The organism is Candidatus Methylomirabilota bacterium (genome assembly GCA_035764725.1).
GTDB lineage: Bacteria > Methylomirabilota > Methylomirabilia > Rokubacteriales > CSP1-6 > DASRWT01.
Genome location: DASTYT010000064.1, coordinates 1 through 26,676 on the forward strand (window position 1 = coordinate 1; position 26,676 = coordinate 26,676).

Here is a 26,676-nt window from a genome sequence, read left to right on the forward strand (position 1 = left end):
GCCATCGACAAGTTCGCGCCCGGCGAGTACGAGACCCTCCTCGTCGCCCCGCTCGATCGCGCCGCCTTTGAGCCGCACCTGGTGTGCGTGTACGCGAATCCCGCCCAGGTCATGCGGCTCACCCAGGCCGCCCTGTGGAAGCGGGGCGGGCGCCTCACGTCGTCGTTCGAGGGCCGCGCGGTGTGCGCCGACATCATCGTGACCACGATGAAGACCGGCGAGCCGCAGGTGATCCTTCCCTGCTCGGGCGACCGCATCTTCGGCCAGACCCAGGATCACGAGATGGCCTTCGCGATCCCGTGGGACCGCATGGATGAGATCGTCGAGGGGCTACGCGGCACCCACAACGGCGGCATCCGCTATCCGATCACCCAGTTCATGGAGTACGAGGCCAAGCTGCCGCCGCGCTACATGGAGGTCAACAAGCTCTGGGACGCGGAGAAGGGCAAGGCCGCGCTGACCAACCGCGACCGCGTGGTCGCGGCCTACAAGCGCTCCTTCGCCGACCGCGTGCCGGTGTACCCCATCGTGGCGTCGTTCGCGGGCACCCTCGACGGGCTCAGCATCGAGGAGTACTGCACGAACCCCACCAGGGCCATCACGGCGATGATGAACTACTACGAGCGCTATCAGCCGGACGTGGTGCTCGCGTACAACGACCTCGCCAAGGAGGCGGAGGCTTTCGGCTGCGGCGTGAAGTACTCGGACTACGTGGTCCCGTCCATCGAGCGGCACGTGCTGGAGGACAAAGCCAATCTCGCCAAGCTGATCATGCCGGATCCCTACAAGACGGCGCGGCTACCGGGATTCCTCGAGCAGTGCGAGGCGCTCGTGAAGGCCAAGCCACCCGCCGCCACCGGGGCGGTCGCGGTGGGCCCCTGGACCATCGCCATGCTCCTGCGCAATCCCGAGATGATGCTCCTGGATACGTTCGAAGACCCGCAGTTCATCCACGACCTCATGCGCATTGCCACCGATTTCACCAAGGTCTGGGGCGATGCCATCGTGAAGACCGGGATCGGGCTCTCGTATTCCGAGCCCACCGCGTCGATCAGCCTGATCTCCCCCGACAACTACCGCGAGTTCATCGCGCCCTACCACAAGGAGCTGGTGGAGCACTTCAAGGCCAAGAAGGTCGGCGTCACCACCCACATCTGCGGGACGACGTATCCGATCTACGAGGATCTGATCCAGTGCGGCTTCACCACGGTGTCGTTCGACCTCGACCAGCAGGCCGACCCGGCGCTGCACGTGGATCAGCTCAGCCGCTTCATGGAAGTGGCCAAGGGGCGCGCCGTGGCCATCGGCAACGTGGACGCCACCAAGTTCGAGAAGACCACCCGGGAGGAGATGGAGGCCGACGTGCGGCGGTGCATCGACGCGGCGGCCCGCCACTCCGGCTTCATCCTCTCCACGTCCTGTGAGATTCCGCCGCGGTCCAATCCCGATATCGTGAAGTGGTTCATGGACGCGGCCCACGACTACGGCCGTTACGAGCGCGTCCTCGGCTAGGCGTCCGTCGGACCCGAAAAGCGACAAGGGGCGCGGTGATGTTCACCGCGCCCCTTGGTGTCTCGCGTCGTGGGAGGGACAGCTACCAGCGGAACGGCTTCTTGGACGGGGGCACGCCGTAAGCGCCCCGATCCCCGCCCCCGGGCCCGCGCCCACCACCACCGGGCCGCCCGCCCCCGCGCGGACCGCCGCCGCGGGGCCCGCCACCTCCGCCCGCGGGACGCGGGTTGGAGACGTTAACGGTGAGCTTACGTCCGTCCAGCTCCTTCCCGTTCAGCTCCGAGATGGCGCGCTGCGCTTCCTCCGCCGTCGCCATTTCCACGAACCCGAACCCGCGGGACTGCCCCGAGAACTTGTCGGTGACTACCGACGCCGACTCCACTGTCCCACACTGGGCGAAGTACTCGCGCAGCGTCTCGCTCGTGGTGGAATAAGACAGACCACCTACGTACAATTTCGCAGCCATAGGATTCTCCTTGGGGCGACCGCTCGATTCTGACGTAGGCTCCGCAACCGCGGAGACGCTCATCATCGCCAGGGCTGGTGAGTCGGACAGCCCGCCGTAGTGTACACCAGCGCCCCGGCCCGGGCTATCCGCAGATGGCGCGCACCTGCGGGGCGGCGTCCGCTCCCGACACCGGCGCCTTTTCCGCCCACTCGATCTTGTCGAGGACCTCTTCGGGCGCGAACGGCTTGACAAGCACGCGGAAGCCCTGCAGCTCGAACTTCACCTGCTCCTCCACTGGCGTGCCGCGATCCACGACAACCACGACCGGCACGCCCGGTGCGGCCAGCTCGAAGATGCGCCCACGCTCCGCCCCCGCCGTCCGCAGAACCGCCCCGTCCAGAAGCACCGCGGTGACCGGCGCGTCCATCAGGTACCGCACACCCTCACAAAAGGTCTCAGCCATCCGGATCGCGATGCCGCGCTCGAGGCACGCCATGCCCAGCGAGGCGCCCAGCGTCCGGTCCCCGTCGATCAGAAGAATGCGATTCATCAGTTCTGCTCCCTTGCCCTTTCCTTGGTTGAGGTTCGAAGCCCGGCGGAAAGGAAGCAATCTCCATGCCGAGTCCTCGCGGCCAGCGAGATTCCACGGTTTCAGCCATTTGGACGCAGTGCATCATCGGTGGGATTGCCGCAGTCGGGCACCCCGCCCGCCACACCGTGGCATGCCTCCGGGCGGAGGTCCGGTGCTCAGGCCCCCGCCTGCTCGCCGCTGATGCCGTAGCTTAGGAGCTTTCGGTAGAGCGTCTTCGGGTCGATGCCGAGCAGGGCGGCCGCCTTGCCCCGATGGCCGTTGACCTGCTTGAGGGTCGCCACGATGTGCTGCCGTTCCATCGACTCCAGGCTGCCGGCCGCGGGCGCCGACGGCACGGGATCGCCGTGCTGGATCTCGGGGGGTAGGTCGGCGGGCTGCAGGGTCTCGCCGGCGCCCAGGATGGCGCCGCGCTGGATCACGTGCTGGAGCTCGCGCACGTTGCCCGGCCAGTGGTAGGACTCCAGGCGCGCGAGCGTCTCGGGGGCGAGGCGCTTGCGGCCGTAGTGAGCGAACTGCTCGATGAAGTGCTCGGCGAGCACGCGCACGTCCTCGGGACGGTCGCGCAGGGGCGGCAGGGTCACCGAGATCGTGTTGATGCGGTAGAAGAGATCCTGACGGAACTCTCCCTTGCGGATCGCCTCCCCGAGATCGCGATTCGTCGCGGCGACCAGTCGCATGTCCACCGTGCGGCTCCGCGTGCCGCCGACCCGGAAGAAGCTGCGGGTCTCGAGCACCCGCAGGAGCTTGACCTGGCTCTCCAGCTCCATCTCTCCGATCTCGTCGAGGAGCAGGGTGCCGCCGTCGGCGAGCTCGATGAGGCCGGGCTTCGCGTTCACCGCGCCGGTGAAGGCGCCCTTCTCGTGGCCGAACAGCTCGGACTCCAGCACCTCGCGCGGCAGCGCGCCGCAGTGGATGGCCACGAAGGCCTGGCTGGCGCGCGACGAGCGGTCGTGGATGGCGCGCGCGACCAGCTCCTTGCCCGTCCCGCTCTCGCCCAGCACGAGCAGGGTGGAGTCGGTGGGGGCGACCCGGTCGATGAGGCGCAGGATCTCCTGCATCTTCGGGCTCGCGGTGATGATGCCGCCGGCGGGCGCGGGCGGATCGAGCCGGTCGCGCAGCACCACGTTCTGGCGGATGAGGCGCCCCTTCTCCGCCGCCTTGCGCACCAGGATGTCGAGCTCCTCGATCCGTGCGGGCTTGGTGAGGTAGTCATACGCGCCGAGCTTCATCGCCTCCACCGCGCTCGACACCTCCTGGAAGCCGGTGGTCACGATCACTTGCGGGGCCTCCCCGCCCTGCTCGGCGAGGCGGCGCAGCACCTCGATGCCCTCGAGCCGCGGCATCTTCATGTCGAGGATCAGCACGTCGGGGGGATCGTCGCGCAGCCGGTCGAGAGCGGCCTCCCCGTCGCCCACGCCCTCGACCGCGTGCCCCTTCCGCGACAGCTCGCGCACGAGCAGCTCGCGGAGGTTCTTCTCGTCGTCGGCGACCAGGACACGGATCGGGGCGGTCATCGTATCGGCTCTCCGGACTCGGATTCGATGGTGACGGGCAGGTAGACGCGGAACACCGCGCCCTCGCCCGGACGCGACTTCACCTCGATGCGCCCGGCATGGTCGGCCACGATGCCCTGGGCGATGGCGAGACCGAGCCCGGTGCCCTGCCCGGGCGGCTTGGTGGTGAAGAAGGGGTCGAACAGCCGCGGCAGGATCTCCGGCGGCACGCCGGGTCCGGAGTCCTGGAACTCGATCTCCGCCTCTCCGTTGCGGAGCACCGTGCGAATCATCAACCGGCCACGCCCTTCCATCGCCTCGAGGGCGTTCGCGGCGATGCCGAGGAAGACCTGGCGCAGCTGGCCTTCGTTGGCGACCACCGGCGGCAGCGCCCGATCGAAGGTGGTGACGAGCTCGCTCGCCGCGAAGCGCGGCTGATGGCGCAGCAGATCCAGTGTCTTCTCCACGAGCGCGTTGACGTCAGTCGGACCGCGACGGCTCCCGGGATCGCGGACGAATCGCAGCAGGCTCCCGGTGAACTCCTTGCAGCGGTAGGCCTCCTCCTCGATGAGGGCCAGGTACGAGGGGAAGTCCTTGAACGCGTCCAGCTCGGCCAGCTCGGGCACGCGGGCCCGCTCGCGCAGCGCCTCCGCGCAGCCCGCGATGGTGGCGAGGGGGTTGTTGATCTCGTGGGCCACGCCGGTGACCAGGCGGCCGGCGGTGGTGAGGCGCTCGGTCAGGAGCATCTGGCGCTCGAGCCGCTTGGGGAGCGTGATGTCCTCGACGAGCAGGATGGCGTGGCTGATGCGGCGGTCCGGTCCGCGGAGGGGAGCCGCGGTGAAGCGGAACACCCGCGTCTCGGAGCCCACCGCGACCTCCTCCTCCGTCTGCCGGACCAGGCCCTCACCGAGCACGCTGCCGAGGAGCTCGAGCAGCGTCGCTGCCTGCGCCGGCGGCACGAGATCGAGGAAGGCACCGTGCTCCACCGGGGCGCGCGGGAGCACGGAGTCGGCCTCGCGGTTCGAGCTCACCACCGCAAGGTCGCGGTCGAGCACGTAGAGGCCGAGCGGCAGAGTCTCGAGCACGACCTCCACGAAGCGCTTCTGTTCGTCGAGCTCCCGGGTGCGCTCCATGACCATGGCCTCGAGGCGCTCGGAATAGGTGCGCACCGAGCTGAAGAGACGCGCGTGCTCCAGGGCGAGGGCGGCGTGGTCCGCGAACGCCGAAGCCAGCGCGACTTCGTGGGGCGGGAAGCGGTACACGTCGGTGCGCAGGAGGGTCAGCGCGCCCACCGTGCGCCCGCTCGCGGCGAGGGGCACGGCCAGCATCGAGCGGAGGCCGCCCGCCACGGCCGGCTGGGGCATCGCGCGCGGATCGTTCCAGAGATCCTCACTCTGGATCGGCCGCCCCTCGGCGACGGCGAGCCCGGTGATGCCCTGCCCCACCCGCACGCGGATCTGTCCGACCCGCGCGGGCCCTTCATCCAGACTCGCGACCGAGGCGAGCTCGCCGGAGGCCTCGTCCAGCGTGAAGATGCTGCCCGATTGCACCCCCAGCACCGTGCGGGCTTCGTGGAGGATGACGCGGATGGTCTCGCCGAGCTCGAGGCTCTGGCTCACCGCGCGCCCCGCCTCGAGGAGCGCCGCCGTCTCCCGGCCGCGCCGCTGGCTCTCCTCGAACAGCCGCGCGTTCTGGATCGCGATGGCAGCCTGCTCGGCGAAGGCCTCGAGGAGCGTCTCCTCCCGGCTCGAGAAATACCCGGTATCGCGCGAGTAGGCCGAGATCACTCCGATGACCGCCTCGCCCACCCTCAGCGGTACGGCGAGCATGGAGCGGATGCCCTCGCGCTCGTCCAGAGCCTGGTCCATGCAGCGGGGATCACCGTGGACGTCGTCCACCCGAATCGGTGAGCCCGACTCGGCGACCCGCCCGATGATGCCCTCGCCCACCGGCGTGGTGAGGGTGCGCCATTCCGCCGTGCGGAAGCCCTGCGCGGCCACATGCTCCACCGCCGCGCCGTCGGAGCTCAGGAGCCCGATGCCACAGCCCGCGCTCCCGATGAGCTGATTCACCGAGCGGCTGATGGTGGCGAGCACCGCGGGGAGATGCAGCCGCGCGCTGATGAGCCGGCTCGTCTCGTTGAGCGCGGCGAGCGTCTCCGAGCGCCGCACCGTCTCCTCGTGCAGGCGCGCGCGCTCGATGGCGGCGGCGAGGGGCCGGGCAACCTCCGTGAGGACCTCCACGTCGTCTTCCGAGAAGACCCGCGGCTGATGGTGGCCCACGAACAGCATGCCGATCACCGTGCCCTGCGAGACCAGGGGCGCGAGCACGCCGGACTGGAATCCCCGCCGCCGCAGGCGCTCGCGGCTCGCCGGGGGCAGCCGCGGGTCCGATAGATCGTCGAAGCGGAGTGGGGCACGCTGCTCGGCCACCCACTGTGCCACCGTGCCCGCACTCGGCAGCCGTGAGTCGCGGGTCTGGCCCCCGCTGGGATCGTCGGGGCTCACGACCACGTCCATGAGCCGCATCTCGCCACGCTCGTGGTCGAGGAGAGCCACCCCGAGGAAGACGAAGCGGATGAGGGGCGCGACTGCGCGCGCCACCGCCTGATAGATCGCGGGCAGATCGAGGGCGGCGCTGGCGAGACCGGCCACCTCGCTGACGACCTCGAGGCGCCGCGTGCGCTGATGGAGCCGCCACGCCTGCTCGATGGACAGACCGAGGTCGCGCGCGAACGCCGCGGGGACGCGATCCGCCCGGAGTCCGCGCGGGCCGTCCGGGCCCAGCAGGAGGACGCGACCCACCGGTCGCCCGGGATTGCCCAGGGACGCGCGCAACAGGCAGGGACGAGCGCCCCGGCGCCAGCCGGGCGGTGTCTCCCGCAGGCGCCGCAGCGTCACGCCGCGTGCCGGCTCATCGAGCCGAGCGGCGAGCCAGGCCTCGAGAGGCGAGCCTCGTCGAGCGCCCACGATCACCTCGAGGGGGCCACCCGTCCCCGCCACGAAGCGCAGCGCGCCCGCCGCCGCGCCCGCATCCGCAACCAAGCCGCGCAGCACGTGCGTGAATCCCGCCTCGGGCGGGGCGCCCCGGCCCAGGGCGGCCAGGAAATCGGGAATGAGCCGGCCGATCCTCATCGGCAGCACTAGGACGGGGAGAGCACCCGGCCCGGGAGGGCGCCTGTGTGCTCGCCCCCCTCGACCACCACACGTCCATTGACCACGACGTGCTCCACGCCGGCGGCATAGCGATGTGGATCCTCGTAGGTGGCGCGGTCGGCGACATGGACGGGATCGAAGGCGACGACGTCGGCGAGGGCCCCCGGTCGGAGCACGCCGCGGTCCTTGAGCCCCAGCCGGTCGGCGGGCAGGCCCGTCATCTTGCGCACCGCCTCGGGGAGGCTCAGGACGCTCTGCTCGCGCACGTAGCGGCCGAGCACGCGCGGGAACGTCCCGTAGCTCCGCGGATGCGGCTTGCCCTCGCCGAGCAGCCCCTCGGTGGCGAGCGACGAGCCGTCGGAGCCGATCATCACGTGCGGGTGCACGAGAGCGCGGCGCACGTCCGCCTCGTCGAGCTGAAACAGGATCATGTAGCCCTTGCCGTGCTCGGCGAGCAGGAGATCAAAGGCCGCGTCGAGCGGGTCCTTGCCCCAGGCGGCGGCGATCTCGGACAGTCGCTTCCCCTCCGCGTCCGGGCGCGTGGGCGCGTAGGCAATCATGATGTCCTCCCACGCGAGGCCGCGAGCGAGGATGCCGCTGTCCGTCGCGAGATCGGCGCGAATGCGCGCGCGAGCGGCCGGGTCGGCGATGCGCCGGAGCATGGACTCGACGCCGCCCTCGAGCGCCCAGTCCGGGAGCAGGGTGCGAAGGGTCGTGCTGGAAGCCGTGTAGGGGTAGACGTCGGCGCGGACGTCGAGTCCCTCGGCGCGGCCGGCGTCGATGAGCGCGAGGGCATCTTTCACGCGCCCCCAGTGCGGCCGGCCCGCCGCCTTGATGTGGCTCACCTGCACGGGCAGCCGGCCTTCGCGCCCCACGCGAATGGCCTCGCGGACGGCGTCCAGCAGCGTGGCCCCCTCGCCGCGAATGTGGCTCGCGTAGAAGCCGCCCCGGGCCCCCGCGCGGCGCGCGATCCCGATGATCTCGTCGGTGACCGCGAAGGATCCCGGCGCGTAGATGAGGCCGGTGGCGAGCCCGGCGGCCCCGCCGGCCATCGACTCGTCCATCAGGCGCTCCATGTGCGCCTGCTCGCGCCCGGTGGGCGGCCGTCGCGCGAAGCCCATGGCGGCGATGCGCAGCGTGCCGTGACCCACGAGCTGCACGACGTTGAGGGCCACGCCGCCCTGCTCGTAGCGCCGGAGATAGTCGCGCATGTTGCGCCAGGAGAAATCCATGCCCGGCGGCAGATAGAGGGCAAAGCCGCGGAGGTCGTCGCGAAACTCGTCCGTCACGGGGGCGGGCGAGAAGCCGCAGTTGCCCACCACCTCGGTGGTGACCCCCTGACGGATCTTCGACTCCGCGCGCCGGTTCGCCCAGAGGCGCCAGTCGGAGTGCGAGTGCACGTCGATGAAGCCCGGGGTCACCGTGAGGCCACGCACGTCCAGCGTCCGCCCCGCCCGCTCGAGCGTGAGGTCCCCCACCGACGCGATGCGGTCGTCGATGATGCCGACGTCGGCGCGGCGGGCCGGCGCGCCGGTGCCGTCGAGCACCTGGCCGCCCTCGAGCTTGAGATCAAGCACCGGGCGCCTCCTTGAAGCCGAGCACTTCTTCCACCCACGCGGCGGCGGCGAGGAGGCGCGCTTCGGAGAACTGGCCTCCCACGAGCTGCGTGGACAGCGGCAGGCCCTCACGCGCCATGCCGCTCGGCAACGCGATGGACGGCATCCCGGCATGGCTCCACGGCGCGCAGAAGTACGGGTCGCCCGTCGAGTCGAGCCCTCGCGTCGCCGGCCCCGGCGCGGTGGGGGTCAGTAGCGCGTCGTGACGCAGGGCCACCGGCGCCATCTCCTCGCGGAACCGGCGCCGATGCGCCTGGGCGGCCAGGAAGTCGGTGGCGCGGAACTCCCGCCCCTGATGCAGCGCCTCGCGAAGCTTCGGCGGATACTCGTCGGCGAGGCGCGGGAAGTTGGGCGCATGATACGCCGCCGCCTCCGACCGCACCACCACCTGCCCCGAGTCGTGGATGCCCGCGAACGAGGGCGGCAGCGTCACGTCGGTCACATGCGCGCCGGCGGCGGCCAGGCGCCGGGCGACCTCGTCGAGGTGCTGGACGGTCTCGGGCAGCGCCCGCTCGACGAGGCTCCGCAGGACGCCGATGCGGGGCGGAGGCCCACCGCCCAGCGCGGCGAGATAGTCGTCGACGGGCGCGCTCGCCGAGAACGGGTCGTTCCGGTCGGGCCCGGCGAGGACCTGCAGCGCGAGGGCGGCGTCCTCCACAGCGCGGCCGATGATTCCCACGTGATCGTTGCTCCACGACAGCGGCACGACGCCGACCGCGCTGATCCGGCCGTGGGTGGGCTTGAAGCCCACCACTCCGCAGTACGCGGCGGGGCGCAGCACCGAGCCCACCGTCTGGGAGCCCAGCGCGAGGAACGCCATGCGCGCGGCTACCGCGGCGGCCGAGCCCGAGGACGACCCGCCGGGGGTGTGATCCACGTTCCACGGGTTGCCGGTGGGGCTGGGGTCCATGAGGGCGAAGGTCGTCGTGGTCACCTTGCCGAGGATCACCGCGCCGGCCGCGCGCAGCCGCGCGACCGAGGCGGCGTCGGTATCGGGCTGCCGGTGCGCGAACGCGTTCGCGCCGCAGCGCGTGGGCATGCCGGCCACATCGAAGATGTCCTTGAGCGCGACCGGCACGCCGTGCAGCGGCCCCAGAAAGGCGCCGGCCGCCGCTTGCTCGGCCCGCTCGCGGGCGACGCGCCGCGCGCCCTCGCGGTCCAGGTGCACCCACGCCTTCACCGACGGCTCGGCGCGATCGATCCGCGCCAGGCACGCCTCCACCAGGTCCACGGGGGACAGCACACGCGCCCGCACCCGCCGCGCCGCCTCCGCCGCGCTCAGCTCAGCCCATCCGGATTGCGTCAATGAATGGCCTCCAGGACCTCGGCAACCACCTCGAAGCGGCCGAAGGACGGCATGAGATACGCGCCCGCGTAGTGGCGGCGCACCTGTGCGATCAGCTCCTGGCCCATCGCGATGCCCGCGCGGAGGCCGCGCTCCCCCGCGTCGCGCATGCGGCCGCGCACGCCGTCGGGCACGGTGATGCCGGGCACCTCGTTGTGGAGAAACTCGGCGTGCCGGGAGGAGTGTAGCGGGAGGAGGCCCACCACCACCGGGACGGGCGGGCGCGTCCGCGCGAAGAAGCGCTCGAGCACCTCGAGGTCGTACACGGGCTGGGTCTGCACCCAGCGCGCGCCCGCCTCTACCTTGGCCAAAAAACGCTCCATCTCTCGAGACGGCTCTTCGGCGGCGGGGTTCAGCGCGGCGCCGACACAGAACGCGGTGGGCTCGCCCACCGAGTTGCCGGTCGCGTCCAGCCCCTGGTTCATGCTGGTGAGCACGCGGATGAGGCCGATGGCGTCCACGTCGAACACCGCGGTGGCATTGACGTAGTCGCCGGTGCGCGGCGGGTCGCCGGTCATCGCGAGGATGTTGCGGATGTCCATGGCGTGGGCACCGAGCAGGTCTGCCTGGATGCCCATGAGGTTCCGGTCGCGGCAGGTGAAGTGCATGGTGATGTCGAGCCCGGTGGCCTCGCGGACCAAGATCGCCGTGGGGAGCACGGACATGCGCACGCGGCCGAGCGAGCCGTCGTTGATGTCCACGATCTCGACACCACGTTCTTTCAGAAGCTTGGCGCCTTGCACCAGCTTCTCGATGTTGTGCCCGCGCGGAGGGTCGAGCTCCACCGAGACCATGAAGTCGCCCTCCGCGACCTTGCGGGCCAGGCGGGTCGGCGGCGCGGCGGTCACGAGCCCCGCCGATTCGCCCGCCTCGCGGATGACGCGCACATTCCGGCCGGAGGGCGCCGCGCTTCGCTGGGGCGCGAGCCGGTCCAGCGCCTCACGCATCGCACGGATGTGCTGGGGCGTCGTGCCGCAGCACCCGCCCACGATGCGGGCGCCCGCCCCGATCATCCGCGCCGCGTAATCGGCCATGTAGGTGGGCGAGGAGAGATACATGAGCCGCTCTCCGACCCGGCTCGGCAGGCCCGCGTTCGGCTGAATGACGAGCGGCAGCCCGCCCGCCTCCGGCACCATGACCTCGAGCACGTCGTAGAGCACGCTGGAGCCGACCGAGCAGTTGGCGCCGATCGCCTGCACCGGCAGCCCGCGCAGCACGCCCACCACCTCGACGGGCCCGCGCCCGAGATAGGTCACTCCCTCCTCGGTGAACGCGAACGTGGCGACGATGGGCAGATCGCTCAGCGCGCGGATGGCTTCGACGGCCAGGCGCGCCTCGACGAGGTCGGACATGGTCTCGACGACGAACCCGTCCACCCCGCCTTCGATCAGGCCTTCCGCCTGCTCCGCGAAGGCCGCGCGGGCCTCATCGGGCTCGATGGAACCGAGCGGGGCCAGGTACTTTCCCAGCGGGCCGATGGAGCCCAGCACGAGCACGTCGCGACCCATCGTCTCGCGCACGTCGCGGGCGAGCTTGGCCCCCCGGAGATTGATCTCGCGCACGCTGCTCGCGAGGCCGTGCACCCCGAGCTTGAAGCGATTGGCCCCGAACGTGTTGGTCTGGATGCAGTCGGCGCCGGCCGCGATGTACTCGGCGTGGATGGCCTGCGGGAGCTTGGGCTCGTTGACGTTGAGCACGTCGAAGCAGGCGTCCAGTGACACGCCGCGCGAGTAGAGCGCCGTCCCCATGGCCCCGTCGCAGAGGAGCGGGCGCTCGCGCAGGCGCTCGAGGAAGGGGGCGGCCATCGCGTCAGGCGCCCGCGGCCCGCGCCGCGCCCGATGCGGATCGGCGCTCGGCGAGCGCCAGCGCCACGCGGGTGACGACCTGATCGGGGCCGAGCGCGGTCGTGTCCACGGTGATGTCGGCCTGGCGGTAGTAGGGCTCGCGCGCGCGATAGAGCGCCTCCACCTCCTCGCGCGACCGGCTCGCCAGCATGGGCCGCTCGTCGCGGGCGCGCCGGGCGCGCTCGTAGAGCACGGCGAAGTCGCCGGCCAGCCACACCACGGTCCCGAGGGCGCGCAGGGCCTCCGGGACACCCTCACGGCACGGGAGCCCCCCGCCGGTGGCGATCACGTCTCCCCGCTTGAGGGCCAGAAGCCGTACCGCATCGAGCTCGGCTTCGCGGAAATGGGCCTCACCCTGGGTGGCGAAGATCTCGGGAATGGACCGCCCCTCCCGGGCGACGATCATGTCGTCGGTCTCGATGAAGCAGCGGCCCAGTTTCCGCGCGAGCAGGCGCCCCACCGAGGATTTGCCGGCCCCCATGAAGCCGACCAGGATGACGTTGTCCATGTCCTTGCCATCCTAGCAGATTCGCGCGGTTCCCCCTCGCACCCGGGCCACCACATCCTCCATGCGATAGCCGTAGATCTGGGGCGGCTCGGCCCCCGCGGCGGCCAGCCAGCAATCGAGCTGGCTGCGGTGGTGCACCTCGTGCTCGACCATGGCCATCAGAAAGCGCCAGATCCGCGTGGGGTGGCCCTCGAGATCGGTGATCGTGGCCTCGAGCCGGCCGTCCGGGACAATCGCCAGGCGCGCCATCTCCTCCGCGTGCACGCGTTCCAGCAGAGCCCGCGTGGCCGGCAGATCCAGCTCGGGCCCCGGCTCCAGATCGTCCGTCCAGCGATCGTCCACGACGCGGGCGACGAAGAACCGCTCGGCCCCGGCCAGGTGCCGGACGATGGCGCCCGCGGTGAATTCATCCCGCCGGGGCCGCCAGCCCGCCAGCTCGGGCGTAAGCCGGTCCACCGCCGTCCATGTGCGGCGGCGCACGCCGTCGAAGTACCGGATGAACTCGGCAACCGAGCGGATCATCGCCGCACGGTGGTCAGGGCGGGCGCGCGCCGGTATGCACAGTCGCGCATCCAGCAGCGGCGGCACTGAGTGAAGTAGTGATCGACACGGGCCGCCGGCCCCACGCCGACGAGGAACGTAATGGTCTTGGCGGGCAGCATGAAGCAGGCGTGGTTCAGCGTGACGCCGATCGGCGCGCCGGGGCACAGGGCGAAGAGCTGTCGCTGCTCCGCCGTGTCCCAGCCCGCATATCCCGGGCTCACCCGGTTCGTCACCTTGACGCCCTCGGCGAGGCCCGCCTGGCAGAGGACGTCGTTGACGTATTCCGCGAGACTCTCCACCGCCGCCGAGCCGACGCTATCGAGCATCACCGCCAGCGGGAACTCGCGCGCGTCGAAGAGGGCCCGCACACGGGCCTCGATGGCGTCGCCGATCGTGCAGATCCCCGCGCCCACCGCTTCGAGCGAGCCCCAGAGTCGCCCGATCTCCGGGATGGTGAGGGTGACCCCCGCCGCGTCGATCGTGTGGGGGCCCTGGCCGGTGACGGGGACCGCCCGGTACACCGCCCGGGGCGTCATGAGGGTCTCGCCGAGGGCGAGGGCCTCGTCGAAGATGGCGCGCACCTCGGGGGACGGAACGTCGAGGCCTTTCTTGTAGCCCTGGAAGCGAAGGACCTCGTCGGGGTCGACGCGAAGGGCCAGGTGCTCCAGGACGGCGGGCCCGTCGGTGCGGGCCGACAGCACGCGGCTCACCGCTTGCGGCGCGCTCGAACGATCTCGGCGATGAGCCGGATATGCTCGGGGCCCGAGCCGCAGCAGGCGCCGACGATGTTGCAGCCGGCGTCGAGCAGCGCGGGATAATCCTTGGCCATCGCCTCGGGGCCGAGCTCGTAGGTCGTGGTGTCACCGGTCGTGATCGGCAGCCCGGCGTTGGGATAGGCGATGAGGGGCGCGTCCGTCACCGCCCGCATCTCGCGGATGATCGTGATCGCCCGATCGGGACCGCGCCCGCAGTTCATGCCCACGATGTCGGCGCCCGCAGCAAGCAAGGTGCGCGCGACATCTGCCGGGCTCTCGCCCCACATGGTGCGGTCGCGGTCGTGCATCTCCTCGTACTGGAAGAACATGGTCGCCATCACGGGGAGGTCGGTCACGGCCTTGCACGCGGCGATGGCGGCGGTGGCCTCCTGCGGGAACATCATGGTCTCGACGGCGAAGATGTCGACACCGCCCTCGGCGAGCGCGGCCGCCTGCTCCTTGAACGTCTCGAGATACTCCCCGTCGGTGGCGATGTTGTCGCCCACGCCGTACTCGGCGGGCACGCACGAGGTGGGGCCGATGGAGCCGGCCACCCAGCGGCCGGGCGGGCACACCGAGCGGGCGAGGTGCGCGCCCTTGACGTTCAGCTCGCGGGTCCGGTCGCCGATCTTGTACTCGTTGAGCTTGAGGCGGGTGCCGCCGAACGTGTTGGTCTCGACGAAGTCCGAGCCCGCGGCGAAATAGCCTTGGTGGATGCCGCGCACGACGTCGGCGTGCGTGTCGTTCCACAGCTCGGGGCAGGCCCCGTTGAGGAGCCCGGCGTCGAAGAGCGCGGTGCCGTATCCTCCGTCGAACACGAGCAGCTCGCCCGCCTTCACGCGTTGCACGATCTCCCAGCCGGGGGACGTGCTCATGCGGCGGCCTGCACGCCGAGGAGCTCTTTGGCTCTGACGACGGCGAGGGTGGAGTCGCGCGCGTACCCGTCGGCGCCGATCTCGTCGGCGTAGGTCTGGCTGACCGGCGCGCCGCCGATCATCACCTTGACCCGCTCGCGCAGCCCCGCCTTGGCGAGCGCGTCGATCGTGCGCTTCATGGCGGGCATGGTCGTGGTCATGAGGGCGGAGATTCCCACGATCTGCGCGTTGTGCTCGGTCACCGCGGCCACGAACTTCTCGGGAGCCACGTCGCGGCCGAGGTTCACGACCTTGAAGCCGGCCCCCTCCAGCATCATGGCGACCAGGTTCTTGCCGATGTCGTGGAGATCGCCCTGCGCCGTCCCGATCACCACCACGCCGAGGTCCTGCTGTTCGCGCGCGGCCGCGGTGATGAGGGGCTTGAGGAGATCGAGGCCGGCGTACATGGCGCGCGCGGAGAGCAGGACCTGGGGCACGTAGTACTCATTGCGCCGAAACTTTTCCCCCACGACGTCCATCCCCGGGATCAGGCCGCGGAAGATAAGCGCCTTCGGATCCATGGCGAGGGCGAGACCTTCCTGCGTCTTCTTCGCCACCGTGTCCTTGTCGCCGAGGATCAGGGCGCGTGACATGGTGGGGTAGTCGAACTCGGCCGCGGGGTCACTCATGCAGGGGTCGCCACCCCCCGCCCCTTCGTGCTGGGATACCCCGCGCGCGTCCACGCCCCCATGCCGCCCGCCACGTTGAACCAGGCCGCGGGCACGCCCTCGCGGGCCAGCGCGCTGATGGCGAGGCTCGAGCGCAGCCCGCCCGCGCACACCACGGCGATCGGGCGCCCCGCGGGCAGCTCGGCGCGCCGACGCACGATCTCGGCGAGCGGCACGTGCTGCGCGCCCTCGATGTGCCCCTCGTCCCACTCGAAGGGCTCCCGCACATCGACGACGACGAGGTCGGGCCGCTCTTCTCGCATCGTGGCGAGGTCGTGGACGCTGATCTGCGGCACCTCGGTCACCGGGAGACCCTGGTTCTTCCAGTCGCCCATGCCCCACTGTAGATGCCCCGCCACGTCGTCGAGCCCCACGCGGCCCAGGGCCTGCACGGCATGCGCGAGGTCGGTGGGCCCGCCCGCGACGAGGAACAGCGGCCGGTCACCGGCGACGAACATGCCCACGCGGTTGGCGAACTGCGGACCGTCGACCCACACGTTGATCGCGCCCGGAATGTGACCCGCGCCGAACTCCTCGGCGGTGCGCACGTCCACCACCACCGCGCCCTTGTCGATGGCCTCGCGGGCCTGCACGGCGGGCAGCGGCCGCGGCTCGCCCGTCGGGGGGAGCGCCCGGGCACGGTTGCGGGCGATGATGCGGTCGAAGTTCGGCGGCTTCGGAGGAAGCCCGGTCATGAGGGCGCGCACGAACTCATCCTCGGTCCCTGCGCGCAGGGCCAGGTTGAACCGCCGCTCGAAGCCGATCGTCGACGCCGTCTTGCTGGACATCGCCCGACCGCAGGACGAGCCCGCGCCGTGCGCGGGGTACACCTCGACGCTGTCGGGCAGCGCCAGGAGCCGCGACGTCAGGCTGCGGTAGAGCGTCGCCGCGGCGCGCTCCCCCCCGAAGTCGGGTCGCCCCACGTCGCCGATGAAGAGCGTGTCGCCGGTGAGGACGAACCATGGCTCGTCGCCGCGGGACCGGTCGGTGACCACGAGACACACGCTATCGGGTGTGTGGCCGGGGGTGTGGAGCACGCGGAGGCCGACGTTGCCGACAACGATCTCCTGGGCGTCCTCGATCGGGGTCGTGCGGAAGGCCGCCTCGGCAGCGGGGTGGAGGAGGATCCGGGCCCCGGTCTTCTCCGCCAGGGCCTGATTGCCGGAGACGTGGTCGGCGTGGATGTGGGTATCGACGATCTCGGTGATGGTCAGGCCCTTGCGCCGGGCCAGGGCCACGTACTCGTCCACCCGATCACGCGCCGGATCCACCACCGCCGCCTGGCCCGCCTGACCACAGCCGATCAGATACGAGAGGCAACCCGCCTCCTCGTTCAGGATCTGCTGAAAAATCATCGCTCGGATTGTCCCACATGGCTCCCGGGGGGCGCAAGGCCGGAGGCCCGGAAAGCCCCACCGGACTTGTAGGAACTTGACCGGGCCGATGCAGTTACACTAGAGTCACCAAAATCGACAGCGTCGAACTATGGGAGGCAGGCGAGGTCGAATGCGGCTGAAGATCCTAGGAGCCTTTGGTAGTGATGGGCAGGGCCAGCGGCCGTCGGCTTTTCTGGTCGACGATCGGGTTCTGGTCGACGCCGGAACCGTCGGCGGCGCCCTCTCGGTCCCCGAGCAGACGGCCATCACGCACGCCCTCATCAGCCACGCCCATCTCGACCACACCGTAGGCCTGGCCTTCCTTACCGACAGCCTGGCGATGGTCGCGCCCGAGCGATCCGTGACCGCCTGCAGCATCGCCCCCGTCATCGACACGCTGCGCACCCACTGCTACAACGACGCCCTCTGGCCGGACTTCACCACCATCCCCACCCGCGAGAATCCTGTGCTCAAGCTGCGGGTGCTGCCGGAGGAAGGCGAGGCGCGCGTGGGTGACCTCTGGGCGACCCCGGTACTGGTGGACCACACCATCCCGACGACCGGGTTCATCGTGCACGACGGGGAGACCGGCTTCGTGTATTCCGGCGACACCGGCCCCACCACACGAATCTGGGAGGTCGCACGCGAGATGCGCGGTCTCAAGGCCCTGGTGGTCGAGACCGCGTTCCCGAACCGGCTCGACGGCCTCGCGCGCGCCTCGGGCCATCTCACGCCGGCGAAGCTTCGGGAGGAGATGCGGAAGATGCCTTCCGATCTCCCGATCTGGATCTTCCACGTCAAGCCGCAGCTCTACCAGGAAACAGCGGCCGAGCTGGCACAGATCGATCCCACCCGCATTCACATCCTCGAGCAGGGCAAGACCTACACCTTCTAGCAGTCCTTGCCGTCTGACGCGATCAGGCGCCTGCAGGCGGGTCTACGACGGGAGCGGCGCGTCGATCAGGCGGGTCAAGGAATCCCGGAACGGAAAGAGGCTAAATATGCCGCCCGTATGAATGAAACAGATACGCTGTCCAAGCGCCTTGGGATCCTTCTCGAGCGTCGTCAGGAGCCCGGTGAACGCCTTCGCCGTGTAGACGGGGTCGAGGATCACGCCCTCTTCCCGGGCCAGGCGCACGATGGTGCTGAGCTCCCCATCACCCACCGCCGCGCGTCCCACCCCCTGATGGCCGTCGAGCAGATGAATGGACTTGGGCACCTCGATGGCGAAGCCGAAGCGCCGGATGGCCTTGGCCATCGTGTGCTGGACGTGCTCCCGGACGCGCGCGGCCGGCCAGGCGATGGGGATGCCGACGATCTCGCTGGGGAGGCCGGCGAGCTGCTTGCCCATCAGCAGGCCGCCCTGGCTGCCGCCGCTGTACACCGAGATCGCCACCGTGTCGAAGCGGGGGGCCCCGTGATCGATCTGGCCGGCCAGCTCCACCGCGCACTCGAGGTAGCCGAGGGCGCCGACCTCGTTCGAGCCGCTCTCCGGGATCACGTACGGGCGGTGCCGTCGCGCGCGAAGCTCGGCGGCCATCTCCTCCATCACCTCGTCCACCCGCTCCCACTCGGCGTCGGAGAGGTAGCGAACGTCGGCGCCGAGCAGCCGGTCCAGCAGGAGATTGCCGTCGTACGCGGCCGGCCGGGTCCCCTTCACCGCGAGCGCTGCGTTCAGACCGAGGCGCGCGGCCACCGCGGCCACCGCGCGGCAGCAATTGGACTGCAGCGTGCCGCACGTGATGAGGGTGTCGGCGCCCTGCGCGAGGGCATCGCCGATGAGGAACTCGAGCTTCCTGACCTTGTTACCCGACTCCAGCAACCCGGTCAGGTCGTCGCGCTTGACGAAGAGCTCGACGCCGAGCCGCCGCGAGAGCCGCTCGAGCTTGAGGATGGGTGTCGGCGCCAGCGCGAGAGGGAGGCGAGGCGGAACCGGCATGAATCGATCGTAGCACGCACGATCGCTTGTTCCTCATGGTTGGCGGCTCACGGCTGACAGCTCGGGCACCAGTAGGTGGAGCGGTCCCGCAGTGACTCCACCTGGATGGGCGTGCCGCACCGCGGACACCGCTTGCGCGCCCGGTGGTGGACGTGGAGGAAGTCGCGTTTCGGCTCGCCGCGGAGGGGTCCGGCGCCGACGCGCGTCCGGAGGGCCTCGGTGGCCGCGGCCAGCGTCACCCCGGTCGCGGCATGGACGCGGGCGATCTCCTCCTCGCTCATGAGAGACGCCGTGCGGCGGGGCTTGATCCGGGCCTCCCACAGGATCTCGTCCGCGTAGGCGTTGCCCAGCCCGGCGATCAGCCGCTGATCACAGAGCACGGTCTTGATGGGCCAGAGCTTGTTCCGGGCGCAGAGTGCCCGGAGCGCCGCAGGGGTGAAGCCCGGGCCGGCGGGATCGAGACCGCCGCGCTCGCGCCGGTCCAGCCCGACCCACATCTTGGCTTCGCCGGGCCTCAGCAGGTCGAAGCTCTCGTCGGAGAAGACGAGCCGGGCGCCATCCTCGCGCCCGAGTGTGAGCACCGGCAGCGGCACGGGCACCGTGTCGCCGGGCTCGACCCAGAAGGGCGCGCCCCCGAGCATGAGATGCACGTCCACGCGCGGACCGCCCTTGAGCCCGATGGCGAGGGTCTTCGCTCGCCGCGCGACGTCGGCAACCGACCGGCCGCGCACCGCCGCGACGAACACCTCCTCCGTCACGCCCCGCAGCGCGCGCGCCTGGTGCACCGTCACCGCGGTGATCCCGTGACCGACCAGGCACGGGGCGAGGGCCTCCGCGTAGACCGTCAGCTCGGGAAGCTCGGCCACGGCGCGGGGCCGGGCGGCCTAGGAGGCGTGCTCGCGCTTGAGGGTCGCGGCGATGGGAGCGAAGTCGTAGGCCGGGAACACCTGGTAGCGGAAGGCGCCCCACGCCTTCTGCTCCATGTAACGGTTAAGGCTGCGCACCTTGTCCGCCTCCACCCGGAGCGTGATGATGAAGCCGTAGGACATCGCCACCACCCAGGACACCAGCTCGCTCCCCTCGGGCGGGAAGTCGCGATAGAAGCCGGTCTTCCGGAGATGTGCCATGATCTCGTCGAGGGTCTTGGACTGGTCGTGGTGCAGCAGGACCGTGAGCAGCACGCGATTGTCGTCAACCATGGCGTTCCTCCCGGGAGCGAACTGTTGCGCGCGCCGAGGTGCTTGTCAATAATGTGACGCGCGTGACCTCCGACCGCGAGACGCTGGCGAACGCCCGGCTCTGGCTCGCCTTCGCCAGCATGCTCTTCGTCTCCGGCATCACCAACGTGTTTCCGGTCTTCTTCCCGGCGCTGCTCGCCGAGTTCGGTGGCTCGCGCGGCGCGACCGCGGCCACGGCGTCCCTCTGCTGGATCGGCGGAGCGGTGCTCGGCCCCATCGCCGGCTTCCTGGTGGCCCGCGGCAATCCCCGCGCCGTCGCCATGACCGGGCTGATCGGCGCCGCCGCGGGCATGCTGCTGGGGACGGCCGCGCCCACGCTGACCGCCTTCGTGCTTGCGGTGGGGATCGGCGCGGGCATCGGCGTGGGGCTCACCGGCATCGCCACCCAGGCCTCGCTGCTCGCCGACGTCTACCACCGGCGGCGCGGCGTGGCCATGGGCATCGCGTTCTCGGGCTCCATGGCCGCATACGCCCTGGCGCCCCTCATCCATTCGCTGATCGAGCGGGCGGGCTGGCGGGCGACGCTGGGGCTCTACGGGGGATCGGTCTGTGTGCTGATTCCCCTCGCCTGGCGCATCCTCCCCACGCGCCTCAACAGCGCGCCCGCGCCGGGGACGCGCGCCATCACGGGGTCGGTGTCCTCGGTGAGCCAGATCCTGGTCTCCGCGCCCTTCGCGATGCTCTTCCTCGCCTTCACCACGCCCCCGATGTTCGGATACCTGGCGACCACGCAGCACGCCCTCTACTTTCCCGCCCGTGGGCTATCCCCGGAGGAGGCGTCCATCATGCTCGCGGTGGGCGGCATGCTCTCGGCGAGCGGTCGCATGCTGGCGGGCGTGGCCGCGGACCGGCTCGGCGCGGCGTCCACGGGCTTTCTCTCGTTCTCCCTGTCCCTGCTCGGGATGGCCTGCCTCTTCGCCTTCGAGGCATGGCCGCTGCGCGTGCTCGCCTACGGCTACGTGCTCTTCCTGTTCCTGCCTCTCGGCAGCCGCGCCACGATCTTCTCCGTGCTGGTGAGTCGCATCACGCCGCCCGCGCACTACGGGGTGATCTTCGGCATCCTCGGCATCGGCAACAATCTGGGCGCGGCGGCGGGCCCGTGGCTCTCGGGCGCGCTCTACGACCGGACGGGCTCCTACGGGGCGATCTACCTCTGGGCGGCCGGCGTCGGCCTCTTCGGTCTGGCCACGCTGACAGCGTTCGTGCTCATGACCGGCGGGGCACGCCGCACAGGGTGACGTACCGGTCGAGACCATGTCCCAAAGGGGTGGAGACCAGGTCCCCAAAGAGTTGGGTGACCGCAAGGTCACCCCACCTTACAGAGGTCGTCGCTCGCGACGACCGTAGATCAAATCAAGAAATCGCCGCTACGCGAGCTTTTTCATGAGCGCCGCGTACTGGTCCACGAGGGGCAGCACGGTGTCGCGGCCCGCGGGCGGCAGTGCGAAGATGGCGCGGGCCACGCCGGCCTCGCGGAGGGCGGCGAGGCGCGCCTCTTCGGGGCGCGCGCCGAACAGGGACACCGTGACGGTGGCGGGATCGCGCCCCACCTTCTCCGCCCGCGCCTTGAGATCGGCAATGCCGTCGGCGATGGGCTCGCGGGTGGCGAGCGGCAGCCAGTGCCCGTCGAACTCGGCCGCGCGCTGACGGGCGTGCGGCCCGACGCCGCCCATGAGGATGGGCGGATACGGCTTCTGCACGGGCTTGGGGTACGACCAGATCTTGTCGAAGCTCACGTGCTTGCCGTGATACTCGGCCTCGTCCTTGGTCCAGATCTCCTTCATGGCGGCGATGCGCTCGCGGAGCACCTTCCAGCGGTCGGCGAAGACGGTCCCGTGGTGCTCCATCTCTTCGGCGTTCCAGCCCCCGCCGATCCCGAAGAGGAGACGGCCCCGCGAGATCCAGTCGAGGCTGGCCACCTCCTTGGCGAGCGTGATGGGATCACGCTCGATCACCAGGCAAATGCCGGTGCCGAGCTTGATGCGGCTCGTCGCCGCGGCCGCCGCGCCGAGCGCGACGAAGGGATCGAGGGTGTGCCAGTACTCCTTGGGGAGCGGCGTGCCGCCCGGGAACGGCGAGCGGCGGCTCGCCGGGATGTGCGTGTGCTCCGGCACCCAGAAGGACTCGAAGCCGCGGTCCTCGAGCGCGCGGGCCAGCTCGTCGGGGCGAATCGCGTAGTCGGTGGCGAACATGAAGCAGCCGTAGTGCATGGGGACCCTCTCTTCAGCGGGGCGTGCGCGCGAGGTAGGCGGCCAGCGCGGCGCTCTCGCGCTGCTGGAAGCGCACGGCGACGCGCAGCTGCTCGACGTACTGCTCGAGCGTCTTGCCGCCGAGCACGATGCCGTGGGACGGGAAGAACTCGTTCACGTCCTGCTCCCACTCGGGGCTGATCAGCGCGGTCACGCCCTCGTACATGCGCCGATACGCGCTCCCCGGGTACTGCTTGGCCATCGTCTGCCAGTGCTCCTTGACGAAGTCCCAGGCGGGCCCGCGCGAGTGCACGCCGCCCAGCATGGCCCGCAGCAGGAAGGGCGCGTCCTGGCTCCGCACCTCCCCGTTGATCGTGCGCTGGAGGGTCTGCGTGATGAGGGCCGGATCGCGGAACGCGCCCAGCGCGAAGAGGAAGCGCTGCTCCTCCTGGGGGGTGCGCGCGGTGCGGAAGCGCTGGAGGAACTCCGCATACTCGGCGGCGCCGCCCACCGTCGCGACGATGCTGATGACCGCGGGCAGGATGTTCGGGTCGGCCGCGCCCTCGTCCTCGACGTAGCGCGCGTAGAGCGCGCGGGCCTGGGCCTGGGTCTCCTCGTCGTTCCCCAGGGTGCCGAGGACGCGGATGAGATCGCCGCGGAGCTGCCGGACCAGCTCGCTTTCGCCCGGCTCCGCCTCCCACCCGAGGCGGGCCGCCGCGAGCCCCACCCGGTGCCGGACGAAGGTTTCGAGGCCGCTGCGCGCCGACTCCGGGATCACCCGGTTGACGAAGGCGAGCGAGCCGGCGAGCACCGTCCAGACGTTGCGGTCGGTCTCCTCACGGAACTTCCCGGTCAGGTCGAGATAGTCCGCCGCCGACATGTGGCCGGCCTGCGTCACCGCGAACGCGTCGCTGACGACGTTGAAGCGCTCGATGGGCGCGGCCTTGCCGATGGAGCGCGCGAGCTTCTTGAGCATGGCGGGCGCGAACGCGACGCGGTAGAAGCCGTGGCCACCCGCATTCGCCAACGCCCAGTCGGGCACCGCGGGCAGGGCCACGCGCGTCTCCGGCCCGTCGAGGAGCAGGCGCTTGTCCACCCAGCCGCCCTTCACCGACGCGCGGAGATTGATCGGGATGCGCCACGGCTCGCCCGCCGCGCCGTCGCCGGCGTCATCACCCAGATACAGGAAACGCCGCTGGGAGAGCTTCACGCCCATGCCGTCGGGCTCCACCGTCACCAGCGGATAGCCGGCACGGAAGATCCAGCCGTCCATCACCTCGGGGATGGGCTGGCCGGAGGCGGCGCCCAGCGCCTTCCAGAGATCGGTGGTCTCGGCGTTGGCGTACGGGTGCTCGCGCAGATACCGGCGCACGCCCTCCCGGAACACCTCCGGACCCAGGTACTGCTCGAGCATGCGGAGCACGGAGGCGCCCTTCTCGTAGGTGAGGAGGTCGAACATCGCCTCGCATTCCTTGGGCTCGCGCACGGGAAACTCGATGGGCCGGCTGGCGAGCAGCCCGTCCACGCCCATCGCCGCCGCACGGGACACGCCGAAGTTCGTCCAGCGCTCCCACTCCTTCTTCCACGCGTCGACCGCGAGCATCTCCATGAAGGTGGCGAAGGCCTCGTTGAGCCAGATGCCGTTCCACCACGCCATCGTGACGAGGTCGCCGAACCACATGTGTGCCAGCTCGTGCGCCACCACGTCGGCCACGCGCTCGAGCTCGGCGTGCGAGGCGCTCTTCTCGTCCGCGAGGAGCGCGGTCTCCCGGAACGTGATCGCGCCCAGGTTCTCCATCGCGCCCGCGGCGAAGTCGGGGATGGCGAGGAGGTCCACCTTGTCACCCGGGTACGGGATCCCGTAGTACTTCTCGAAGAAGTCCAGCGAGAACGCCGCGCAGTCGAGCGCGAAGCGGCCCAGGTGCGTCTTGCCGGGCACCGCCCACACCCGGAGCGGCGTCGCGCCCACCATGACCGGGGCCGTCGCCTCGAGCTCGCCCACCACGAGCGCCACCAGGTACGTGGACATCTTGATGGTGTCGGCGAAGCGCACGACCTTGCGCCCGTCCCCCGTCGGCTCCTCGGACACGATCGCGGTGTTGGAGATGGCGGTGAGCCGCTCCGACACGACCAGGGTGACGGAGAAGACCGCCTTGAACGCCGGCTCGTCCCAGCACGGAAAGGCCCGCCGGGCGTCGGTGGCCTCGAACTGGGTGGCCGCGATGGTGTGCACCCCGCCCGCGGCGTCCCTGTAGGTGCTGCGGTAGAAGCCGTGGAGCTTGTCGTTGAGGGTGCCGGTGAAGCCGAGCACGAGCTGCCACGCGCCCGGGGTCAGCGGAGACGGGAACAATAGCCGGGCGCGCTCGTGCGTCTCGTCGAGAGCGGCGCTGCCCTGCACCACCGTGCCGCTCGGGTCGCGCGCGGCCACCGATTGGATCGCGAGCTCGGCGGCGTTGAGCACCACCTCCGTCACCGGCTCGGCGATCTCGACCTGCACCGTGGCCTCGCCGGTGAAGCGGGCGGCGTCGAGATCGGGCGTGAGCCGGATCTCGTACCGACGGGGGACAACGGATGTCGGCAGACGATAGTCCATGAACGTGGAGAATACCAGAGTCGGCGGGGTGACACACTTGACATCACTTCGGCGGCGGGCCCAAACTCCGTGAGCGTGAAAGATCTGGCGGACCGCGTGGCGGTGGTGACGGGGGGCGCGAGTGGCATCGGGCGCGCGCTCTGTCTCGCGCTCGCCGGCGCGGGGATGCATGTGGTGGTGGCGGATCTCGACGAGGCGGGCATGGCGGACACCGCCGCCGGCGTGGTCACGAAGGGACGCCGCGCGCTCACCGTCCGCACCGATGTGAGCCGTCTCGCCGACGTGCGCGCCCTCGCCGATCGCGCCTGGCAGGGATTCGGCGGCGTCCACGTGCTGTGCAACAACGCGGGCATCGCTCTCTGGGGCAGCCTCGACGCCGCGACCCACGCGGACTGGGAGTGGGCCATTGGTGTGAACCTGTGGGGGGTGATCCACGGCGTGGAAGCCTTCGTGCCGCGCATGATCGCCCAGAAGGCCGGCGGTCACGTCGTCAACACGGCGTCGATGGCCGGCCTCATCGCTTCCGAAGGGCTGGGCGTCTACAACACCACCAAGTACGCGGTGGTGGGGCTCTCGGAGACGCTCCAGAAGGATCTTCGCCGCCATGACATCGGCGTCTCCGTGCTCTGTCCCATGGGGGTAACCACGCAGATCCGTCAGAGCGCGCGCAACCGGCCGGCCGCCCTGCGCAACGCCGGCGCACCCGAATCCGGGGGCGAGGTCGAGCTGATCGGCCGCTATCTCTCCCCCGAGCACGTGGCGCAGCGCGTGCTGCGTGCCGTCCTCGACAACCGTCTCTACGTCATCACTCACCCGGAGGGGCTCGAGCCCCTCCGCCGGCGCTTCGCCCGTATGGAGAAGGCCATCCAGGAGTCTCAGTAGCCATGCGCTTCGAGCCAGTGGTCGGGTGGGGCAAGCTGCCCACGGGGTGGCACTACGTCGAGGTGGCGGGCGTCGCCGTCGACGCGAAGGACAACGTCTACTGCTTCACCCGAGGCGAGCACCCGGTGATCGTGTTCGATGCCGACGGCAACTTCCTGCGTTCCTGGGGCGAGGGGCAGATCCGGCGCGCCCACGGCATCTCGGTCGACGCCGAGGGCATGCTCTGGCTCACCGACGATCTGCACCACACGAGCCGCAAGTTCACGCCGGAGGGGAAGCTGCTCCTCACCATCGGCGACCCAGATTCGCCGTCCACGCTGCAGGGCGGCAAGCCCTTCAACCGCCCCACCCACGTCGCGGTGTGCCCGAAGACCGGAAACCTCTATCTCTCCGACGGCTACGGCAACTCCCGCGTCCACAAGTACGCGCCGGACGGCAAGCATTTGCACTCGTGGGGTGAGCCCGGCACCGATCCCGGCCAGTTCAATCTGCCCCACAACATCACCACCGACCGAAACGGGCTCGTCTACGTGGCGGACCGCGAGAACCACCGCGTCCAGATCTTCGACGGCGACGGGCGCTATCAGGGGCAGATCAACAACCTGCACCGGCCCTGCGGGCTCTACACCGACAAGCGGCAGGGAGACCTGCTCTACATCGGAGAGCTGGGGTCGGCGATCCCGGTGACCGACCACACGCCGAACATCGGCCCGCGCGTCACCGTGCTCGACGCCAAGGGCCAGCGCGTGGCGCGCTTCGGGGGACCGTTCGCGGGGGAGAAGCCGGGCGAGTTCACCGCTCCGCACAGCGTAGTCGTCGACTCGCGGGAGAACGTCTACGTCTCCGAGGTCTCCTGGACGGCGAAAGGCAATCTGGAACGCCCACCGCGGGAGATCCGCTCCCTTCAGAAATTCCGCCGAGCGGACTAGCTGTGAACTGCCACGAGATTGTCCGGGGCCACCAGGCGGCTGATGGGTGGTCGTCCCTGATGCGCGCCGTGTCCGCGCGCCCAGTTGTAGTAGTGGAGCCAGGCGGGCAAGGCGTCGGTCCGCTGTCGCGAGCTGGG

At 70.5% G+C, this 26,676-nt stretch carries 24 protein-coding genes; 5 read left to right on the plus strand and 19 right to left on the minus strand.

Annotated elements, in window-relative coordinates:
- The coding region (locus VFX14_11470; protein ID HEU5190300.1) for a uroporphyrinogen decarboxylase family protein at positions 1 to 1,512 on the plus strand (1,512 nt) is incomplete at its 5' end.
- Positions 1,513 to 1,594: 82 nt separating this feature from the next.
- On the opposite strand, the gene VFX14_11475 is transcribed toward VFX14_11470, so the two are convergent.
- The 13 genes from VFX14_11475 to VFX14_11535 form a co-directional block, all read right to left on the minus strand.
- On the minus strand, positions 1,595 to 1,978 hold the full coding sequence (locus VFX14_11475; GenBank protein ID HEU5190301.1) for an RNA-binding protein: 384 nt from the start codon (positions 1,976 to 1,978) through the stop codon (positions 1,595 to 1,597).
- A 124-nt stretch (positions 1,979 to 2,102) separates the two neighbouring features.
- On the minus strand, positions 2,103 to 2,510 hold the full coding sequence (locus VFX14_11480) for a hypothetical protein (protein ID HEU5190302.1): 408 nt from the start codon (positions 2,508 to 2,510) through the stop codon (positions 2,103 to 2,105).
- Between the two features lie 197 nt (positions 2,511 to 2,707).
- A complete protein-coding gene (locus VFX14_11485) occupies positions 2,708 to 4,066 on the minus strand; it encodes a sigma-54 dependent transcriptional regulator (protein ID HEU5190303.1) in 1,359 nt (452 codons plus the stop codon).
- Positions 4,063 to 7,179 (minus strand): GAF domain-containing protein, encoded by a 3,117-nt coding sequence (locus tag VFX14_11490; GenBank protein ID HEU5190304.1) that lies wholly within the window; start codon positions 7,177 to 7,179, stop codon positions 4,063 to 4,065. The genes VFX14_11485 and VFX14_11490 overlap by 4 nt, the downstream gene beginning before the upstream one ends.
- An 8-nt stretch (positions 7,180 to 7,187) precedes the next feature.
- Positions 7,188 to 8,777 (minus strand): D-aminoacylase, encoded by a 1,590-nt coding sequence (locus VFX14_11495; protein ID HEU5190305.1) that lies wholly within the window; start codon positions 8,775 to 8,777, stop codon positions 7,188 to 7,190.
- Positions 8,770 to 10,122 (minus strand): amidase, encoded by a 1,353-nt coding sequence (locus VFX14_11500; GenBank protein ID HEU5190306.1) that lies wholly within the window; start codon positions 10,120 to 10,122, stop codon positions 8,770 to 8,772. Before VFX14_11500 ends, VFX14_11495 begins: the two co-directional genes overlap by 8 nt.
- Positions 10,119 to 11,966 (minus strand): bifunctional homocysteine S-methyltransferase/methylenetetrahydrofolate reductase, encoded by a 1,848-nt coding sequence (locus VFX14_11505; GenBank protein HEU5190307.1) that lies wholly within the window; start codon positions 11,964 to 11,966, stop codon positions 10,119 to 10,121. The genes VFX14_11500 and VFX14_11505 overlap by 4 nt, the downstream gene beginning before the upstream one ends.
- A gap of 4 nt (positions 11,967 to 11,970) precedes the next feature.
- A complete protein-coding gene (locus VFX14_11510) occupies positions 11,971 to 12,513 on the minus strand; it encodes a shikimate kinase (protein ID HEU5190308.1) in 543 nt (180 codons plus the stop codon).
- Positions 12,514 to 12,525: 12 nt separating this feature from the next.
- On the minus strand, positions 12,526 to 13,035 hold the full coding sequence (locus tag VFX14_11515; GenBank protein ID HEU5190309.1) for a DinB family protein: 510 nt from the start codon (positions 13,033 to 13,035) through the stop codon (positions 12,526 to 12,528).
- Positions 13,032 to 13,766 carry a hypothetical protein gene (locus VFX14_11520; protein ID HEU5190310.1) on the minus strand — a complete coding sequence of 245 codons (735 nt, stop codon included), beginning with the start codon at positions 13,764 to 13,766 and terminating at the stop codon, positions 13,032 to 13,034. The genes VFX14_11515 and VFX14_11520 overlap by 4 nt, the downstream gene beginning before the upstream one ends.
- Entirely contained in the window at positions 13,763 to 14,686 is a 924-nt protein-coding gene (locus VFX14_11525) for a homocysteine S-methyltransferase family protein (protein HEU5190311.1), read from the minus strand. The genes VFX14_11520 and VFX14_11525 overlap by 4 nt, the downstream gene beginning before the upstream one ends.
- On the minus strand, positions 14,683 to 15,354 hold the full coding sequence (locus VFX14_11530) for a corrinoid protein (protein ID HEU5190312.1): 672 nt from the start codon (positions 15,352 to 15,354) through the stop codon (positions 14,683 to 14,685). The genes VFX14_11525 and VFX14_11530 overlap by 4 nt, the downstream gene beginning before the upstream one ends.
- The gene (locus VFX14_11535; GenBank protein ID HEU5190313.1) at positions 15,351 to 16,748 is read right to left on the minus strand and encodes a rhodanese-like domain-containing protein; all 1,398 of its coding nucleotides are present in this window, start codon (positions 16,746 to 16,748) and stop codon (positions 15,351 to 15,353) included. The genes VFX14_11530 and VFX14_11535 overlap by 4 nt, the downstream gene beginning before the upstream one ends.
- Before the next feature lie 151 nt (positions 16,749 to 16,899).
- Here VFX14_11535 and VFX14_11540 point away from each other — a divergent pair, with 151 nt between their 5' ends.
- A complete protein-coding gene (locus VFX14_11540; GenBank protein ID HEU5190314.1) occupies positions 16,900 to 17,664 on the plus strand; it encodes a 3',5'-cyclic-nucleotide phosphodiesterase in 765 nt (254 codons plus the stop codon).
- Between the two features lie 42 nt (positions 17,665 to 17,706).
- On the opposite strand, the gene VFX14_11545 is transcribed toward VFX14_11540, so the two are convergent.
- Genes VFX14_11545 through VFX14_11555 form a run of 3 tightly spaced genes read right to left on the minus strand, consistent with a single transcriptional unit; the run spans position 17,707 to position 19,907 of the window.
- Positions 17,707 to 18,708, minus strand: coding sequence for a D-cysteine desulfhydrase family protein (locus tag VFX14_11545; protein ID HEU5190315.1), 1,002 nt, complete (start codon positions 18,706 to 18,708; stop codon positions 17,707 to 17,709).
- 47 nt (positions 18,709 to 18,755) lie between these two features.
- Entirely contained in the window at positions 18,756 to 19,574 is an 819-nt protein-coding gene (locus VFX14_11550; GenBank protein ID HEU5190316.1) for a DNA-formamidopyrimidine glycosylase family protein, read from the minus strand.
- 18 nt (positions 19,575 to 19,592) lie between these two features.
- Positions 19,593 to 19,907 (minus strand): hypothetical protein, encoded by a 315-nt coding sequence (locus VFX14_11555; GenBank protein HEU5190317.1) that lies wholly within the window; start codon positions 19,905 to 19,907, stop codon positions 19,593 to 19,595.
- Between the two features lie 62 nt (positions 19,908 to 19,969).
- Here VFX14_11555 and VFX14_11560 point away from each other — a divergent pair, with 62 nt between their 5' ends.
- Positions 19,970 to 21,184: an MFS transporter gene (locus VFX14_11560; GenBank protein ID HEU5190318.1), complete on the plus strand. Its 1,215-nt coding sequence runs from the start codon at positions 19,970 to 19,972 to the stop codon at positions 21,182 to 21,184.
- Between the two features lie 129 nt (positions 21,185 to 21,313).
- Here VFX14_11560 and VFX14_11565 read toward each other — a convergent pair whose 3' ends face one another.
- A complete protein-coding gene (locus VFX14_11565) occupies positions 21,314 to 22,156 on the minus strand; it encodes an LLM class F420-dependent oxidoreductase (GenBank protein HEU5190319.1) in 843 nt (280 codons plus the stop codon).
- Between the two features lie 13 nt (positions 22,157 to 22,169).
- Complete coding sequence (locus tag VFX14_11570; GenBank protein HEU5190320.1) at positions 22,170 to 24,728, minus strand: M1 family metallopeptidase; 2,559 nt, start codon at positions 24,726 to 24,728, stop codon at positions 22,170 to 22,172.
- A gap of 69 nt (positions 24,729 to 24,797) precedes the next feature.
- On the opposite strand from VFX14_11570, the gene VFX14_11575 reads away from it, so the two are divergent.
- Together VFX14_11575 and VFX14_11580 are read left to right on the plus strand one after the other, a co-directional pair.
- Entirely contained in the window at positions 24,798 to 25,610 is an 813-nt protein-coding gene (locus tag VFX14_11575; protein HEU5190321.1) for an SDR family NAD(P)-dependent oxidoreductase, read from the plus strand.
- A gap of 2 nt (positions 25,611 to 25,612) precedes the next feature.
- Entirely contained in the window at positions 25,613 to 26,539 is a 927-nt protein-coding gene (locus tag VFX14_11580) for a peptidyl-alpha-hydroxyglycine alpha-amidating lyase family protein (GenBank protein ID HEU5190322.1), read from the plus strand.
- Here VFX14_11580 and VFX14_11585 read toward each other — a convergent pair.
- A partial coding sequence (locus VFX14_11585) for an IS481 family transposase (protein ID HEU5190323.1) occupies positions 26,536 to 26,676 on the minus strand: 141 nt, incomplete at its 5' end. The genes VFX14_11580 and VFX14_11585 overlap by 4 nt on opposite strands.